Consider the following 15,395-nt stretch of genomic DNA (forward strand, 5'->3'; position numbering starts at 1 on the left):
GCGGTGCTGGCCGACGTCTGCGACGACTGGTTCGAGCCGGTGCCGGGCGCGGAGACGGCCACCGCCCTCCGCGAGCGGTATGTCGCCTTCCTCGCCGCGCGCCGCGACGGCGGCCGCCCCTGGCTGCCCGAGGTGCGGGCGGAGGCCGGCGCGTGAGCCCCTACCAGTACGTCGTCGTGCGCTGCGTGCCCCGCGTGGAGCGCGAGGAGTTCGTCAACGTCGGGGTGGTGCTGCACTGCCCGGACGCCGACTTCCTCGACGTCCGCTCCGCGGTGGACCCCGTCCGGCTCCGGGCCCTGCACGCGGAGGTCGACCTTGCCGCGGTCGAGGCGGGGCTGGTCGCGATCGCCAAGGTGTGCCGCGGCGAGGCGCACACCGACTTCGGGGTCGGGACCCGCGCAACGGCGTACGGCAACCGGGAGGCGAAGGACGACGCCAGCACCCGGTTCGGCTTCCTCAAGGCGCCGCGCAGCACCGTCCTCCAGCCGGGCCCGGTCCACGGCGGTGTCACCGCGGACCCGGCCCGAACGCTCGAGCGGCTGCTCGAGACGCTGGTTCGCTAGCCTGCTCAGACCGGGACGAGCTCGACCGCGCCCACGGCGTAGCGGGCCAGGATGGTCCGCGCGATCTCCGGGTGCGCGCCGAGCGGCTCGGAGACGGCGACGGCGCCGGCCTCGATCGCGAGCCTCGGCGGCCCGGTCGACCAGGTTGCCGGGGGCGAGGAAGAGCGAGGCGACGGCGATGTGCCGGCGGCCCTCGGCGCGGAACGCGCGCACGGCCTCGCCGGTGGCCGGCGGGGCGGAGGTCGCGTACGCCGCGGTCACGGGGAGCCGGTGGTGGGCGCCCCAGAGCCGGGCGAGCCGGGCGACAGCCTGGTTGGCGAGCGGGTCGGTCGTCCCGGCGGCAGCCAGCACCAGCGCGTCCAGGCTCACGGACCCGGGCGTCGCGCAGCGCCTCGCGCAGGCGCTCGTCGAGCACCTCCAGGAAGCGCGCCTCCAGGCCGAGCACCTCGGTCGCGCGGATCTGCAGACCGGGGTGGCGGGTCGTCGCCTCGGCGATGAGTCTCGGGGATGTCGACCTTCGCGTGGAACGCCTCGACCAGCAGCAGCGGTACGACGACGATCTCCTCGAAGCCCGCCTTGACCAACCGGTCGACGACCGTGTGGAACCCGGGCTTGGAGAGGTCGAGGAACGCCCTCTCGATGCGCAGGTCCGGACGCAGCGCCTTCGTCGCGTCCACCAGGGCCGTGATCGTGGCGGCCGAGCGCGGGTCGCGGCTGCCGTGGGCCAGGGCGATGAGTGCGGGAGCAGTCATCAGGAGATACCCCTTCCATCCCTGATGCGGTCATCCGATGACGTCGCTGTCATGAGTGGATGCCGCATTCGGTCTTGTTGGTGCCGGCCCAGCGGCCACTGCGCGGGTCCTCGCCGGGGGCGACCCGGCGGGTGCACGGCGCGCAGCCGATGGACGGGTAGCCGTCGTAGACGAGCGGGTTGACGAGCACGCCGTTCTCGGCGATGTAGGCTCTCGACCTGCTCGTCGCTCCAGCGGGCGATGGGGGAGACCTTGACCTTCTGCTTCTTGGCGTCCCAGCCGATCACGGGGGCGATCACCCGGTTGTGCGTCTCGGCACGGCGCAGCCCGGTCGCCCACGCGTCGTACGACGCCAGGGAGTCGGCGAGCGGCTTGACCTTGCGCAGCGCGCAGCACAGGTCGGGGTCGCGCTTGTAGAGCTCGGGGCCGTAGGCCGCGTCCTGCTCGGCCACCGTCTGCACGGGGGTGATCGAGATCAGGTTGACGTCCATCGTGGCCTCGACCGCGTCGCGGGTGCCGATGGTCTCCACGAAGTGGTAGCCGGTGTCGAGGAAGACGACGTCCACGCCGGGGACGACCTTCTGCGCGAGGTGCGCGAGAACGGCGTCTCCCATCGAGGAGGTGATGCAGAAGCGGTCACCGAAGGTGGCCGCAGCCCACTCGATGATCACCTCGGCGGGGGCGAGTCCGCACCGGCGCCCCAGTGGGAGACCAGGCTCACGCAGGCTCCTCGGGGGAGCGGCCTTCGGTGTGGGTGCCGCGGAAGCTCCGGGCACGCGCGGTGGCGGGGGCAGTCATCAGGCACCTCCTTCTCGTTCGGTTCGGGTGTCCGGGGTGAGGCCGAGCAGACTCGACCTTGAAGGCCCGGCGACACCCTCGGCATTCCCAGCCGGTCGGCTCGTGCGGCCACAGGTCGGTCTCGCCGCAGTACGGGCAGTGGTAGGGCACTGCCCGCGACGACACCGACTCCTCGGACATCAGACGGACTCCAGGGCCTTCTCGCCCCGCAGCAGGGCCTCGTCCGCGCGGTGCACCCACGCGTCGAAGGCCTCGCCCTCGGTGCGGTCCGCGAGGTAGTTCTTGACCACCGCGGTGATGTAGTCGTCCAGTCCCTTGCTAGTCACCTTGTGGGCGCGCAGCTTTGCGGCCGAAGTTCGAGCGCAGGCCGGTCGCACCGCCCAGGTGCACCTGGAAGCCCTCGACCTGGTCGCCGTTCTCGTCGACGACCAGCCTGGCCCTTGAGGCCGAAGTCGGCGACCTGGGTGCGGGCGCAGGCGTTGGGGCAGCCGTTGACGTTGACCGTGATCGGCGTGTCCAGGTCGGGGAAGCGCTTCTCGAGCTCGGTCACCAGGTTGCGGGCGCGCTCCTTGGTGTCGACGATCGCCGCTTTGCAGAACTCGATGCCGGTGCAGGCCATCGTGTTGCGGCGCCAGGCCGACGGGCGGGCGGTCAGGCCGATCTCGTCCAGGCCGTCGAGGACGGCGTCGAGGGTGGCCGGCTCCACGCCGATGAGCACGATCTTCTGGTACGCCGTGAGCCGGGCCCCGGCGACGCTGTGCTGCTCCATCAGGTCGGCCAGGCGGACCAGCGCGGTGCCGGAGATCCGGCCCGCGGAGGGCGCGACGCCGACGTACAGCCTTGCCGTCCTTCTGCTCGTGCACGCCGACGTGGTCGCGGTGGCCGACCGGCGACTCGGGGGAGGCCAGGGTCTCGGTTCTCTTGCCGAGGTACTCGTTCTCCAGCACCTCGCGGAACTTCTCCACCCCCCAGTCGGCGACGAGGAACTTGAGGCGGGCACGCGAGCGCAGCCGGCGGTAGCCGTAGTCGCGGAAGATCCCGGCGACACCGGCCCACACGTCGGGGACCTCGTCGAGCGGGATCCAGACGCCGAGCTCTCTGGGCGAGCATCGGGTTGGTCGACAGCCCACCGCCGACCCAGACGTCGAAGCCGGGGCCGTGCTCGGGGTGCACCGTGCCGACGAAGGAGACGTCGTTGGTCTCCGGCGACACGTCGTGGCTGGGGTGGCCGGTGACGGCGGTCTTGAACTTGCGCGGGAAGTTCGAGAAGTCCTTGTTGCCGATGAAGCGGCGCTCGATCTCCTCCAGCGCGGGTGTGCCGTCGATGATCTCGTCCTTGGCGACACCGGCGACCGGCGAGCCGAGGAAGGGCCGCGGCGAGTCGCCGCACGCCTCGGTCGAGTGCAGGCCGACGGCGTCGAGACGCTCCCAGATCTCCGGGACGTTCTCGATCTCGATCCAGTGGTACTGGATGTTCTGGCGGTCCGTCACGTCCGCGGTGTCGCGGGCGAAGTCGACGCCGATCGCGCCCAGCGCGCGCACCGCGGCGGGGGAGAGCAGCTTTGCCGTCGGAGCGGACCCGCAGCATGAAGTAGCGGTCGTCCAGGCTCCTCCTCCTCCATCGAGCCGGTACGGCCGCCGTCGATGCCGGGCCGGCGCTGGGTGTAGAGACCCATCCAGCGGAACCGGCCGCGCAGGTCGGCGGGGTCGATGGAGTCGAAGCCGCGCTTGGAGTAGGTGTAGAGGATGCGGTCCCGCACGTTGAGCGGGTCGTCGTCCTTCTTGGACTGCTCGTTCTTGTTCAGCGGCTCGGTGTAGCCGAGGGCCCACTGACCCTCGGCGCGGCGGGGGCGCGGGATCTCGGTGAACTTGGCCGGTTCGGGCTTGAAGCGCAGGTCGGGCATGCGGAGAGGAGGTCCTTCGCTGATGGGCGCGCTGGGGAGTCAGTCAGGCGCGCGGCTCGGGTGGATGCGGCGGCAACGTCAGCGGGGCCAACACATCATGCTGCGCGTGCGCCCGAAGTCCACGTGGCGTCGTACCACGAGGTGCGCAGAGGTGGCAGCAGTGACCATGTCAAGAAGTCTCATCCTTCGGACGGGGCGCCATCAAATCTGAATCTCATGATGTGGACGCTTGTCTCATGATCCGGAACGATCGCCCGTGATCTCCCCGTGATCACGCGGGCGCTGCGACGCACGTCACACGAGGCGGGGCCTCTCACCCCACCAGTCGGGGCAGTGCACCCCATCGCGCGAGACAGGCCCGGGCGCACCACTACGCTGGGACCCATGAGCGACAACTCCCTCAACGGCGAACTCGTCAGCAGCGCCTACCGCCGGGCGCTCGAGGTCATCTCCTCCGTGGAGCCCCGCATCGCGGACGCCACCCGCCAGGAGGCTCGCCGACCAGCGGGCCTCGCTCAAGCCTGATCGCCAGCGAGAACTACGCCTCGCCGGCCGTGCTGCTCACCATGGGCACCTGGTTCAGCGACAAGTACGCCGAGGGCACCGTCGGGCACCGCTTCTACGCCGGCTGCCAGAACGTCGACACCGTCGAGGCGCTCGCCGCCGAGCACGCCCGCGAGTCTGTTCGGCGCGCCGTACGCCTACGTCCAGCCGCACTCCGGCATCGACGCCAACCTCACGGCCTACTGGGCGATCCTCGCCCACCGGGTCGAGGGTCCGTGGCTGCAGGACGCCGGCGTGAAGAACATGAACGACCTCTCCGACGCCGACTGGGAGAAAGTCTGCGCCACGAGTCCGGCAACCAGCGCCTGCTCGGCATGAGCCTGGACACCGGCGGCCACCTCACCCACGGCTTCCGCCCGAACATCAGCGGCAAGATGTTCCACCAGCAGCAGTACGGCACCGACCCGGAGACCGGGCTGATCGACTACGACGCCCTGCGCGCCAAGGCCAAGGAGTTCAAGCCGCTCATCCTGGTGGCCGGCTACTCGGCGTACCCGCGCCGGGTGAACTTCGCCACGATGCGCGAGATCGCCGACGAGGTCGGCGCCACCCTCATGGTCGACATGGCGCACTTCGCCGGCCTGGTCGCCGGCAAGGTGTTCACCGGCGACGAGGACCCGATCCCGCACGCGCACGTGGTGACCTCGACCTCCCACAAGTCCCTGCGCGGCCCGCGCGGCGGGTTCATCCTGGCCACGGAGGAGTACGCCCCGAGCGTCGACCGCGGCTGCCCGATGGTGCTCGGTGGCCCGCTCTCGCACGTGATGGCCGCCAAGGCCGTCGCCTTCGCCGAGGCGCGCACCCCGGAGTTCCGCACCTACGCCCAGGCCGTCGCCGACAACGCCCGGGCGCTCGCCGAGGGCCTGCAGCGGCGCGGCACGAAGCCTGGTCACCGACGGCACCGACAACCACATCGTGCTGCTCGACGTGTCCTCCTTCGGTCTGACCGGCCGCCAGGCCGAGTCCGCCCTGCTCGAGGCCGGCGTCGTCACCAACCGCAACTCGGTCCCCGCCGACCCGAACGGCGCCTGGTACACCTCCGGCATCCGGATCGGCACCCCGGCGCTCACCAGCCGCGGCTTCGGCGCCGACGAGTTCGACGAGGTGGCCGACCTCATCGTGCACGTGCTGCAGAACACCGAGGCGGGTACGACGTCCGCGGGCGCCCCGTCCAAGGCGTCCTACGTCCTCGGCGAGGGCGTGGCCGACAAGGTCCGCGCCGCGTCCGCGGAGCCTGCTCGACAAGCACCCGCTCTACCCCGGCCTCGATCTCTCCTGACGGTGCCGGCCCGACGCAGGCTCACCTCCTCCACGCGTAGCTCGACCTCGGGCCGGCCGCCGCCGGTGCCGTAGCGCACCCCGCGGGCGGCCAGCCCCTGGTCGGCCAGGTGCTCGAGGTAGCGCCGTGCCGTCACCCGGGACGCGCCGACCACGGCCGCGACCTCGCTGGCGGACAGGCTCCTCGGTGGCCTCGCGCAGCGCGGCGGTGACGCCGCGCAGGGTCTCCGCGCTCATCCCCTTGGGCAGCGGCGCGCTGCCGGCGGAGCGCAGCGAGCCGAGGAGCCTGGTCGACCTCGTCCTGGACCACCTCGTCGGGGGCGGCGTCGAGGCGGGCGCGGAACTCGGCGTACTGCTCCAGCCTTGGCGCGGAAGGTCGCGAACGTGAACGGCTTGAGCAGGTAGAGCACCACGCCCTGCACCACCGCCTGGCGGACCACCTTGGTGTCGCGGGCCGCGGTCACGGCGATCACGTCGCACAGGTGACCGGCGCCGCGCAGTGCGGTGAGCAGGCCGAGCCCGTGCCCGTCGGGCAGGTGCATGTCGAGCAGGACCAGGTCGACCGGCTCGCCCGCAGCCTCGGCCGTCTCCAGTGCCCGGACGGCCTCCCGGGCGGAGCGTGCGACACCGGCGAGGGCGAAGCCCGGCACCCGCTCGACGTACGACGCGTGGGCCTCCGCGGCCAGCGCCTCGTCCTCGACCACCAGCACCCGCACGCTCACCCGGCACCTCCGAGGGTGACCGTGAAGCGTGCCCCGCCCAGGTCGGAGCGACCGACCACGACGTCGCCGTCGTGGCGGCGGGCGACCTGGACGACCAGCGCCAGGCCGAGCCCGCGTCCGGTGCCGGGCTCGGCCTTGGTCGTCCAGCCGCGGTCCAGCACCCGAGCCGCGGCGGCGTCGTCGAGCCCGGGCCCGCTGTCGTCGACCTGCACCCGCAGCCGGTCGCCGGTCCCCGACAGCCGGACGTCGACCCGCCGGGTCCGGGCGTCCGCGAGGGCGTCGAAGGCGTTGTCGATCAGGTTGCCGAGCACGGTCACCAGGTCGCGCGGTGGGATGCCCGCGCCGGCTGGCAGAGCGCCGCTGATCCGCAGGCTCGACGCCCTGCTCGGCGGCCTCGGCGGACTTGCCGAGCAGCAGCGCCGCGACGACAGGGTCCTCGACCGCGCCCACCACCTCGTCGGTGAGCAGGCTGGGCGACCTGCAGGCTCCTCGGTGGCGAACTCGACGGCCTCCTGGGCCCGGCCCATCTCGATGAGTGACACCACGGTGTGCAGGCGGTTGGCGGACTCGTGGTTCTGCGAGCGCAGCGACTCGGTGAGCCGGCGGACGACCTCCAGGCTCACCGGTCACCGAGCGCAGACTCGGTGTGGTCGCGCAGGGTGACGACCGAGCCGACGTCGCGTCCCTCCCACTGCGCGGGGGCGGAGGAGACCACCAGGATCCGCTCGCCGGCCAGGTAGAGGTCGTCGGACTCCGCCGTGCGCCCGCGAGCCGCCGCGACCAGGCCGGGGGCGAGGCCGAGGTCCTCGATCGCACGGCCCACCACGTCGTCGGACAGGGCGAGGAGGCGACGCGCCTCGTCGTTGACGAGCCTGCACCCGCCCCTCGCCGTCGAGGAGCAGCAGGCCCTCGCGCACCGAGTGCAGGACGGCGGAGTAGTACTCGTACATCCGGGCCAGCCTCCTGCTCGCCCATGCCGTGGGTGACCCGGTGCAGGCGGCGCGCGAGCAGTCCGGCGCCGAGCAGCCCGAGCAGCAGCACCAGGCCGCCGCACAGCACGACGACGGTCACGTCGCGACGCAGCCCGCGGTTGATGTCGCTGACGGTGATCCCGACCGAGACGAGGGCGACCACGCGCCCACCGTCCCGGACCGGTACGACGGAGCGCACCGAGGGCCCGAGCGTCCCGGTGTACTGCTGGGTGAAGACCTCGCCCCGGGGCGCCCCGCCCAGGTCGCCGACGAACCGCCGTCCGATCTCGGCCGGGTCGGGGTGGGTGTAGCGGGTGCGGTCGAGCGCCATCACCACCACGAAGTCGGTCTCGGTGTCGCGGCGCACCGTCTCGGTCCACGGCTGCAGGACGGCGCTCGGGTCGCTGCCGCTCAGCGCCGCGCGCACCGTGGGGGAGTCCGCGACGGTCTGCGCGACGGCCACCGCGCGCTGGGTGGCGCGGCTGCGTGAGTCCCGGCGGGCGTCGTAGGACGCCATCAGGATGCCGACGACCACGAGCAGCAGCACCGTGGCGACCTGCAGGAGCAGCACCCGGCGGGCGACCGAGCGGTCGCGGAGCAGGCGGGGCAGGTGCGGCATGACGTCATTCTCGCGCAGGGGTCCGACGGAAGGGACCGGCGACTGTGGCGTGCGTCACGAACACAACGAACACAACAGTGACGATGCTCACCTCTGGCAGCACAGTTGCGGAGGACCCCGGCCGGGGCCCGGCTCCCTGACTGGAGGATCCATGAGCACCACCAGCACGCGCTCCCGCGCGACGCACTACCTCTACCTCGCAGTGATCGGCGCGGTCCTGCTCGGCATCGCCACGGGACTGCTCTTCCCGGGCTTCGCCGTCGGTCTCAAGCCGCTCGGCGAGGGCTTCGTCAACCTGATCAAGATGATGATCCAGCCGATCATCTTCTGCACGATCGTGCTCGGGGTCGGCTCGGTCGCCAGCGCCGCCAAGGTCGGCCGGGTGGGCGGCCTCGCGCTGGTCTACTTCCTCGCGATGTCGACGGTCGCACTGACCATCGGCATGATCGTCGGCAACCTGCTGCACCCCGGCGACGGCCTGCACATCACCCCGGACGCCGCGGCCACCGCGCAGGAGAAGGCGGCCGAGGGGCACGCCGACACGACGGCGTTCCTGCTCGGGATCATCCCGACCTCGCTGTTCAGCGCCTTCACCAGCGGCAGCGTCCTGCAGACCCTCTTCGTCGCGCTCCTCGTCGGCTTCGCGCTGCAGAAGATGGGCCCGAGCGCCGCGCCCATCCTCACTGTCGTGGGACACCTGCAGCGCCTGGTGTTCCGCCTGCTCGGCATGATCATGTGGGCCGCACCGGTCGGCGCCTTCGGTGCGATGGCGGCGGTCACCGGCCAGGGCGGCGTGGACGCGCTGAAGAGCCTCGCCGTACTGATGATCGGCTTCTACATCACCTGCCTGCTGTTCGTGTTCGTCGTCCTCGGCCTGCTGCTCAAGGTCGCCACCGGGATCAACATCTTCGCGCTGCTGCGCTACCTCGGCCGGGAGTTCCTGCTGATCCTGGCGACCTCCTCCTCGGAGTCCGCGCTGCCGCGGGCGATCGCCAGCCTGGAGCACGCCGGCGTCGACAAGACGACCGTCGGCGTGGTGGTCCCGACCGGGTACTCCTTCAACCTCGACGGCACCGCGATCTACCTGACCATGGCCTCGATCTTCATCGCCGAGGCGATCGGCAGCCCGCTCGCGATCGGCGAGCAGATCTCCCTGCTGCTGTTCATGATGATCGCCGCCAAGGGCGCGGCCGGTGTCACCGGCTCGGGCATGGCGGTCCTCGCCGGCGGCCTGCAGTCGCACCGGCCGGAGCCTGGTCGACGGCGTCGGACTCATCGTCGGCATCGACCGGTTCATGTCCGAGGCCCGCGCGCTGACCAACTTCGCCGGCAACGCGGTCGGCACCGTCCTGGTCGGCCACTGGACCGGCAGCATCGACCGCGCCAAGGCTCGACCGGGTCCTCGCCGGGGACGACCCCTTCGACGAGACCACCATGGTCGGCGAGGACGAGTCGCCCGAGCCCGAGAGCCCGGTGGACCGCGCGTCCCGGGAGCCGCAGCCGGCCTGATCCCCGATCCGCCCACCCCGCGGGCGACGACGGTCCTGGTGGCCGCCGTCGCCCGCGGTGCGTCCGGGCCGATACCGTGAGGGCCATGGCGGACGACGGGGGTGTGCTGCACCGCCTCCCCGCCCCGGTACGACGCCTCGCGCACCTGGTCTGGCGTCTGGTCGTGACCACGGTCAGGCTCCTGCCTGCGCTACCGCGTGACGGGCCTGGCCGCCGAGGGCGCCTTCTTCGCGGTGCTGTCGGTCCCGCCGCTGGTCTTCGCGCTCGCGGGCGGCGTCGGCTACGTCACCGAGCACTTCACCGCCGCCCAGGTGGAGGAGGTGCGCCGCGCGATCGTCGACCTGTTCTCGGCGTTCCTCACCGACACCGCCGTGCACCGGGTGATCGTGCCGACCCTGGACGACGTGCTCGAGGGCGGCCGCTTCGACGTGATCTCGCTGGGCTTCGTGCTCGCGCTGTGGTCGGGCTCGCGGGCGCTGAACACCTTCGTCGACACCATCACGATCATGCACGGGCTCGGCGGCCACCGGGGGATCGTCCGCACCCGTGCGCTGTCCTTCGTGCTCTACATCCTGGCCGTCGTCACCGGCGCGATCACGCTGCCGCTGGTGGTGGCCGGGCCGCGGCTCGTGCGCTCCTGGCTGCCCAACCGTGCCGACTTCCTGATGGGCTTCTACTGGCCGCTGGTGGTGCTGATCTGCATCTGCTTCCTGGCCACGCTCTACCACGTGTCGGTGCCGGTGCGGACGAGCCTGGGCTTCCAACCTGCCGGGGGCGACCTTCTCGTTGGTGAGTCTGGATCGCCGGCTCCTACCTGCTGCGCTGGGTGCTCACCGTGACCGCCCAGGACTCGCACTCGATCTACGGTCCGCTGGCCGCGCCGATCGCGATCCTGATCTGGCTCTACATCGCCGCACTCGCCGTGCTGATCGGCGCGGGGGTGAACGCCGCCTTCGACGAGGTGTTCCCTCAGGAGGCCACCCAGCGGGCGCGCCGGGAGGCTCATGGCACGCCTCCTGCGGCGTACACCGGAGTAACGGCCGGCCGCCCCGGATCCCGCCTGCTGCGCGGCCTTTCGGACTCGATCTGGCTGCGTCGGCGACGCTCGCCGCGCGTCCAGCATGCCGTCGCGCCGCCGCCTTGCCAGATCGGCCCGAAACGCCGCTCGCGACGCCGGTATCCGGGGCGGTCGGCCGGGTGGAGTAGGTTCCGGGCCGTGGGTGACCATCTGGGACCGACGCACAGCCCCTCCGTGGGCCGCATCGCGCTGCCCGAGCGCACACGCTCCCCGTGGTGGGAGCCGGGCCGCCGGCTGCTCCTGGCGCTGGGGATCATGGCCGGGACCGTGCTGCTGGTCTATCTCGACCGCGAGGGCTACCGCGACGCCGGGGACGCGACCGCGGCCGATCCCTACGGCAACATCTCGCTGGTCGACGCGATCTACTACACGACCGTCACCCTGAGCACGACCGGCTACGGCGACATCGCCCCAGTCAGCGACCCGGCCCGCCTGGTCAACGCGTTCATCATCACCCCGGCCCGCATCGGCTTCCTCGTCCTGTTGATCGGTACGACGCTCGAGGTGCTGGCGCAGCGCGGCCGCGAACTTTTCCGCATCGCCCGATGGAGGAAGCAGATGGGACACCACGTCGTGGTGATCGGCTACGGGACGAAGGGCCGCAGTGCGGTCGAGACCCTGGTCAACAACGGCCTCGACCGGGAGCACGTGGTCGTCGTCGACCCGAGCCCGGTCGCGATGGCCGACGCGCACGCCGACCAGGCTCGCCGTCATCACCGGCGACGCCACCCGCCGGGGGGTGCTGCAGCGCGCCGGTGTCGCCAACGCCGACCAGGTGATCATCACCACCGGCCGCGACGACTCCAACGTGCTCGCCGCGCTGACCGTGCGCCAGCCAACCCGGACGCGTGGATCGTCGCCTCGGTGAGCGAGCAGGAGAACGCCCCGCTGATGCGCCAGTCCGGCGCCGACTCGGTCATCACCTCCTCCGACGCGGTCGGCCGCCTGCTCGGCCTCTCCACGCTCTCCCCGACCCTCGGCTCGGTGATGGAGGACCTGCTCACCTACGGCGAGGGCCTGGAGGTCGCCGAGCGCGAGCTTGCTGGTCAACGAGGTCGGCATGCCGCCCCAGTCGCTGCCGGACCAGGTGATCGCGGTGGTGCGAGACGAGCGGGTCTACCGGTACTTCGACCCGGTCGTGACGCTGCTCGCGCGGGGTGACCGGCTGGTCGTCGTACGCCCGGCCAAGGAGCCTGCCGTGGGCGCCGCGCCCCGGCACCCACAACGAGGACTTCGCTGCCGACGAGGACTGATCCCGGGTGCATGGTCCGCCCGGACTATGCCGCTCGGTGACGATCGTGCAGACCTGCTCCGACACGGCCGATCGGGACCCCTCGGCGCGCGACAGCGGGGCTCCGGAGCCTCCATGCTGGAGCCATGGGGAAGGACTACGGACCGTGGGTCAGGCACGACTGGTGCCCTCGCTGCGTCCGGCGCACCGAGCAGACCACCTGGTACCGCCGGCTGCTCGGCCAGCCGCGTGAGCGCGACGAGCGCCGGGTGCGCTGCAACGAGTGCTCGAACGAGGTTCGTCCCGTCGCGAGTCGAGGCCGGAGGGCCTGGGACAGGGTTGAGTTGGGTGCGTGGGGTACTGCTGGAGAGAACCTGAACCCACCAGGAGGCAGACCCCATGGCCAAGAACGCCACTTCCGACCTCGCCCATGACCTTCGCGACGTCGCCGACGACCTCAAGGAGATCGTCGAGACCGTCGTGGCACCCCGGGTGACCTCGGCCGCACGTGCGGCCGCCGAGCGCGGCTCCGCCGCCGTCCACGCCGCTGCCGAGCGCGCACCCGACGTGGTGCAGGCAGCCGCCGACCGGGTGCCCGACTCCGTCGTCGACCGGTTGCCCGACCGGGTGACCGACCGGCTCCCCGTCCAGAAGAGCCACCGCGGCCGCAAAGCTGCTGCTCCTCGCCGGCCTGCTGGCCGTCGGTGGCGCAGTGTTCTCCGCGCTGCGCCGCTCCCAGGGCGCAGGCGGCTCCCACTCCGGACCCATCGGATCGGCGAGCGCCACCCCGTCGTACCCGCGCCCGGTGGACGAGCCCGCCGCCACCGCGGACCCGCTGGCTGACTCGGTCGCCGAGCCGCCGCAGGGTGGTCGTCTCGACTGACCTCCCGGAAGTCCGGGATCGGACCCCCGTCGTTCGAACACATGTTCTATTGTGGTCGCTATGGCGGGGGTTCGGCATGTCTGGGTCCGGCCGGCGTTCGTGCCGTCCGAGCTCCCCGGCCTGGTGCTCGACTGGAGGTCGGGGGAGAAGGGCTGGGAGGGCCTGGTGTCGTACGCCGACCGCGACGGGCGGATCGTCACCGAGTGGCTCCCCGCCGCCAACCTGCGCCCTGTCGTCAGTGCGCCGCAGACCGGATCCGCCTACGGCTGAGCTCCGGCGTTATCGGATCGCTATCTATTTCGCGGGTATGTCGACGATTCCGTTCCCACCCCGGCGAGCGGACCACTAGCGTCGGCGATGGTTCCCCAACCACATGTGTCCGGCGCACCCCACATACGCCGGACACGAGGGCGCCCCGTCCTGCTCGCAGGACGGGGCGTTCCTGTTGGTGTCGCCGACCGGCGCTCAGGCCGTGGTGACGGTGATCGTGTTCGAGCAGACTCGACGCGTAGGCTGTTGAGGACGCTCTTCTCCGCGCTGTCGGCGCTCAGGCCCCAGCGGATCTTCACCGCGACCCACTCCGCGACGTACCGGCACTTGTCGTAGGTCGGCAGCCACGTGGCGGGGTCCTGGTCGCTCTTGGCCTGGTTGACGTTGTCGGTGACCCCGACCAGCGTGCGGGAGTCGCCGAGGTCGTTGGCGTAGGCCTGGCGCCGCGCCGTCGTCCAGCCCCTCGCGCCCGAGCCCCACGCCTCCGCGAGCGGCACCATGTGGTCGATGTCGATGTCGGCGGCGTTGGTCCAGGTCGCCCGGTCGTAGTAGGAGAACCACTTGCCGGTCGCCACCGTGCACTTGCTCGCGCTGGTGTAGGTCACCGCCGCGTCGGCCTCGGCGATGAGCACCTCGGCCCGGGTGTCCTGGCAGTCGCCGTTGGCGTCCACCCAGTGCGGGAAGAGCGCCCGGTCGTAGCCGGTGTTGTTCTCCGCCGCCGTCGGGATCTTCGCCACGCCCTGCGCCAGCGAGCCGGAGAAGGTCGCCGCCTGCGCCGGCGCGGCCGGTACGACGAAGAGCAGCGCGAGCAGTGCGCCGAGGGTGAGGAGGAGGTGACTCAGGACGGTCCGGGAACGCAGCATGCGGGTCTCCTGCCGAAGGCCGGGCCGAGCGCACCGGCGTCGACCTCCATGTCTAGGCGCTCGGCGGCCGGGCGTCCAGGAGGTCGGTCCCGGAGAGCGCAGAGTTCACACGCTCGTCACGCCCTGGGCTCGTCCCGACGACATCGGTGGCGCGTGCTCGTCCGAGACGCGATGATGATCCTCCGTCCGTCACAGGAGGCAGTCATGTCGAACTCGGGACCCGGCAGACTCGATCTGGAACCAGGTCAAGAAGGTCCGCGTCACCGGCGGCAAGATCGAGGCTCCGGTCAAGGCCAACGGCAAGGACGGCATCCAGGTCGGTGACTACCGCCTGCCGAAGCCCGAGCCGCGCGACCCGGGCAAGAGGGGCCTGCTCGCGCGGTTGTTCCGACGCGGCTGAGCGGGTACGGCGTGGCGCTAGCCGCCGAAGGTCGGCTTGTGCCAGTCGCCGTCCGAGCGTGGCCCCACGATCCGCTCGACCTCCGCGTTCCTCCGGTCGCTGCCCAAGCCGTAGCGCAGGGCACGGAGCCTGGTGCCCGGCGAGGCAGGCGAAGGCGTCGGGCTGAAGATGGCCCATGTCCACCAGTGCGAGTCTGCTCGAGTGCGGGTGCTTCCCGGAGCGGGGACAGGTCGGTCAGTCCCCTCATCGTCTCGAGCCACAGGCGGCGCAGCCCGGTGAGGCCGGACATCTGTGGCAGCGTCTCCACCTGGCGCAGCGTCTGGAGCCACAGGAGCCTCCAGTCTGGGCAGGTCCGCGATCGGGGAGAGGTCGGCGAGCCTGTGCACCCTCCAGATCTCCAGGTACTCCAGCGCGTCGAGTCTCACGCAGCCTGGTCAGGTCCGTCGTGCCGCCCAGGCTTGAGGTGCAGTGCGCGGAGCCGGATGAGCGGCGCGAGGACCGACAGGTCGGGGAGAGTCATCGAGCGCAGCGTGACGCTGCGCAGGGTGGTGAGCTCCGCGACGACCTCGATGTCCTTGGTCTGGGCCTCCAGGCTGAGGTGCTCCAACCGGGTGAAGCGGGCCAGGGGTGCGAGCGAGACACGTCTCTTCGTCTTCCCGATGCCCAGGGACACGGCGTCCGCGGGCAGATAGCGCAGCCCCTCGATGCTCGTCAGGGAGATGTCGAGCCGATCCGCCCGGAACCTGCGCAGCGTCGGGAAGAAGCGCAGAAAATCGAGGTCGGTGATGCTGCCGTCGTATCCGCCGTACGCCCGCAGTTCCTTGTGAGGGTGGTCCTGAAACCACGAGCCGAGCCATTCGTAGTCGGCTTGCGTCAAGGCAGAGCCTGAACTGGATCGTCTCCGCCCGCTCGTCGAGTCGTTCCAGCCCCGCGTCTTGGATGGGGGACTGAACGTCGTACGCCACGTCGTCACGATAGGTGGAGCGCGTC

At 71.5% G+C, this 15,395-nt stretch carries 16 protein-coding genes and 7 pseudogenes; 10 read left to right on the top strand and 13 right to left on the bottom strand.

Going from position 1 to position 15,395, the window contains the following annotated elements; translation table 11 throughout:
- Positions 1-3: 3 nt before the first annotated feature.
- Positions 4-156 carry a hypothetical protein gene (locus tag G5V59_RS03175; RefSeq protein ID WP_278255557.1) on the top strand — a complete coding sequence of 51 codons (153 nt, stop codon included), beginning with the start codon at positions 4-6 and terminating at the stop codon, positions 154-156.
- On the top strand, positions 153-563 hold the full coding sequence (locus G5V59_RS03180; RefSeq protein ID WP_278255558.1) for a DUF3037 domain-containing protein: 411 nt from the start codon (positions 153-155) through the stop codon (positions 561-563). Before G5V59_RS03175 ends, G5V59_RS03180 begins: the two co-directional genes overlap by 4 nt.
- Positions 564-755: 192 nt before the next feature.
- Here the strand turns inward: G5V59_RS03180 and G5V59_RS03185 are convergent.
- The 6 genes and pseudogenes from G5V59_RS03185 to G5V59_RS03200 all read right to left on the bottom strand — a co-directional run.
- Positions 756-932: pseudogene (locus G5V59_RS03185) on the bottom strand (sirohydrochlorin chelatase); the annotation flags it as partial.
- Positions 929-1,315: a CbiX/SirB N-terminal domain-containing protein gene (locus tag G5V59_RS03190; RefSeq protein ID WP_278255559.1), complete on the bottom strand. Its 387-nt coding sequence runs from the start codon at positions 1,313-1,315 to the stop codon at positions 929-931. The gene G5V59_RS03190 and the pseudogene G5V59_RS03185, both read right to left, overlap by 4 nt.
- A 49-nt stretch (positions 1,316-1,364) precedes the next feature.
- Positions 1,365-1,505 (bottom strand): hypothetical protein, encoded by a 141-nt coding sequence (locus tag G5V59_RS35555; protein ID WP_341351123.1) that lies wholly within the window; start codon positions 1,503-1,505, stop codon positions 1,365-1,367.
- A gap of 64 nt (positions 1,506-1,569) precedes the next feature.
- Positions 1,570-1,929 (bottom strand): annotated as a pseudogene (locus G5V59_RS35560) (phosphoadenosine phosphosulfate reductase family protein); the annotation flags it as partial.
- A gap of 103 nt (positions 1,930-2,032) precedes the next feature.
- Entirely contained in the window at positions 2,033-2,293 is a 261-nt protein-coding gene (locus G5V59_RS35565; RefSeq protein WP_341350829.1) for a hypothetical protein, read from the bottom strand.
- Positions 2,293-4,017 (bottom strand): annotated as a pseudogene (locus tag G5V59_RS03200) (nitrite/sulfite reductase). Before G5V59_RS03200 ends, G5V59_RS35565 begins: the two are co-directional and overlap by 1 nt.
- Before the next feature lie 384 nt (positions 4,018-4,401).
- On the opposite strand from G5V59_RS03200, the pseudogene G5V59_RS03205 reads away from it, so the two are divergent.
- Positions 4,402-5,860: pseudogene (locus G5V59_RS03205) on the top strand (glycine hydroxymethyltransferase).
- On the opposite strand, the gene G5V59_RS03210 reads toward G5V59_RS03205, so the two are convergent.
- From G5V59_RS03210 to G5V59_RS03225, 4 genes and pseudogenes are all read right to left on the bottom strand, one after another.
- A complete protein-coding gene (locus G5V59_RS03210; protein ID WP_278255560.1) occupies positions 5,836-6,096 on the bottom strand; it encodes a hypothetical protein in 261 nt (86 codons plus the stop codon). The pseudogene G5V59_RS03205 and the gene G5V59_RS03210 overlap by 25 nt on opposite strands.
- Positions 6,093-6,581 (bottom strand): response regulator, encoded by a 489-nt coding sequence (locus tag G5V59_RS03215; protein WP_278259610.1) that lies wholly within the window; start codon positions 6,579-6,581, stop codon positions 6,093-6,095. The genes G5V59_RS03210 and G5V59_RS03215 overlap by 4 nt, the downstream gene beginning before the upstream one ends.
- On the bottom strand, positions 6,578-7,108 hold the full coding sequence (locus G5V59_RS03220) for an ATP-binding protein (RefSeq protein WP_278259611.1): 531 nt from the start codon (positions 7,106-7,108) through the stop codon (positions 6,578-6,580). Before G5V59_RS03220 ends, G5V59_RS03215 begins: the two co-directional genes overlap by 4 nt.
- 610 nt (positions 7,109-7,718) lie before the next feature.
- A pseudogene (locus tag G5V59_RS03225) lies at positions 7,719-8,171 on the bottom strand (histidine kinase); the annotation flags it as partial.
- Positions 8,172-8,322: 151 nt separating this feature from the next.
- Between G5V59_RS03225 and G5V59_RS03230 the strand changes: the two are divergent.
- From G5V59_RS03230 to G5V59_RS03250, 7 genes and pseudogenes are all read left to right on the top strand, one after another.
- Positions 8,323-9,348: pseudogene (locus G5V59_RS03230) on the top strand (cation:dicarboxylase symporter family transporter); the annotation flags it as partial.
- Between the two features lie 565 nt (positions 9,349-9,913).
- Positions 9,914-10,519, top strand: a complete 606-nt coding sequence (locus G5V59_RS03235) for a YhjD/YihY/BrkB family envelope integrity protein (protein ID WP_278259612.1) — start codon at positions 9,914-9,916, stop codon at positions 10,517-10,519.
- Positions 10,480-11,211 (top strand): annotated as a pseudogene (locus G5V59_RS35570) (ion channel); the annotation flags it as partial. The gene G5V59_RS03235 and the pseudogene G5V59_RS35570, both read left to right, overlap by 40 nt.
- A gap of 286 nt (positions 11,212-11,497) precedes the next feature.
- Positions 11,498-11,626 carry an NAD-binding protein gene (locus G5V59_RS35575; RefSeq protein ID WP_341350830.1) on the top strand — a complete coding sequence of 43 codons (129 nt, stop codon included), beginning with the start codon at positions 11,498-11,500 and terminating at the stop codon, positions 11,624-11,626.
- On the top strand, positions 11,623-11,919 hold the full coding sequence (locus G5V59_RS35580; protein WP_341350831.1) for a hypothetical protein: 297 nt from the start codon (positions 11,623-11,625) through the stop codon (positions 11,917-11,919). Before G5V59_RS35575 ends, G5V59_RS35580 begins: the two co-directional genes overlap by 4 nt.
- A gap of 469 nt (positions 11,920-12,388) precedes the next feature.
- Complete coding sequence (locus G5V59_RS03245; RefSeq protein WP_278255561.1) at positions 12,389-12,832, top strand: hypothetical protein; 444 nt, start codon at positions 12,389-12,391, stop codon at positions 12,830-12,832.
- A gap of 139 nt (positions 12,833-12,971) precedes the next feature.
- Positions 12,972-13,142, top strand: a complete 171-nt coding sequence (locus tag G5V59_RS03250; protein ID WP_278255562.1) for a hypothetical protein — start codon at positions 12,972-12,974, stop codon at positions 13,140-13,142.
- Between the two features lie 20 nt (positions 13,143-13,162).
- Here the strand turns inward: G5V59_RS03250 and G5V59_RS03255 are convergent, their stop codons facing one another.
- The 3 genes from G5V59_RS03255 to G5V59_RS03265 form a co-directional block, all read right to left on the bottom strand.
- Positions 13,163-14,005 carry an HNH endonuclease family protein gene (locus tag G5V59_RS03255; protein ID WP_278255563.1) on the bottom strand — a complete coding sequence of 281 codons (843 nt, stop codon included), beginning with the start codon at positions 14,003-14,005 and terminating at the stop codon, positions 13,163-13,165.
- Between the two features lie 417 nt (positions 14,006-14,422).
- Entirely contained in the window at positions 14,423-14,830 is a 408-nt protein-coding gene (locus G5V59_RS03260) for a hypothetical protein (RefSeq protein WP_278255564.1), read from the bottom strand.
- The gene (locus tag G5V59_RS03265) at positions 14,827-15,282 is read right to left on the bottom strand and encodes a hypothetical protein (RefSeq protein ID WP_278255565.1); all 456 of its coding nucleotides are present in this window, start codon (positions 15,280-15,282) and stop codon (positions 14,827-14,829) included. The genes G5V59_RS03260 and G5V59_RS03265 overlap by 4 nt, the downstream gene beginning before the upstream one ends.
- Between the last annotated feature and the right edge of the window lie 113 nt (positions 15,283-15,395).

It is taken from the genome of Nocardioides convexus (genome assembly GCF_011090295.1).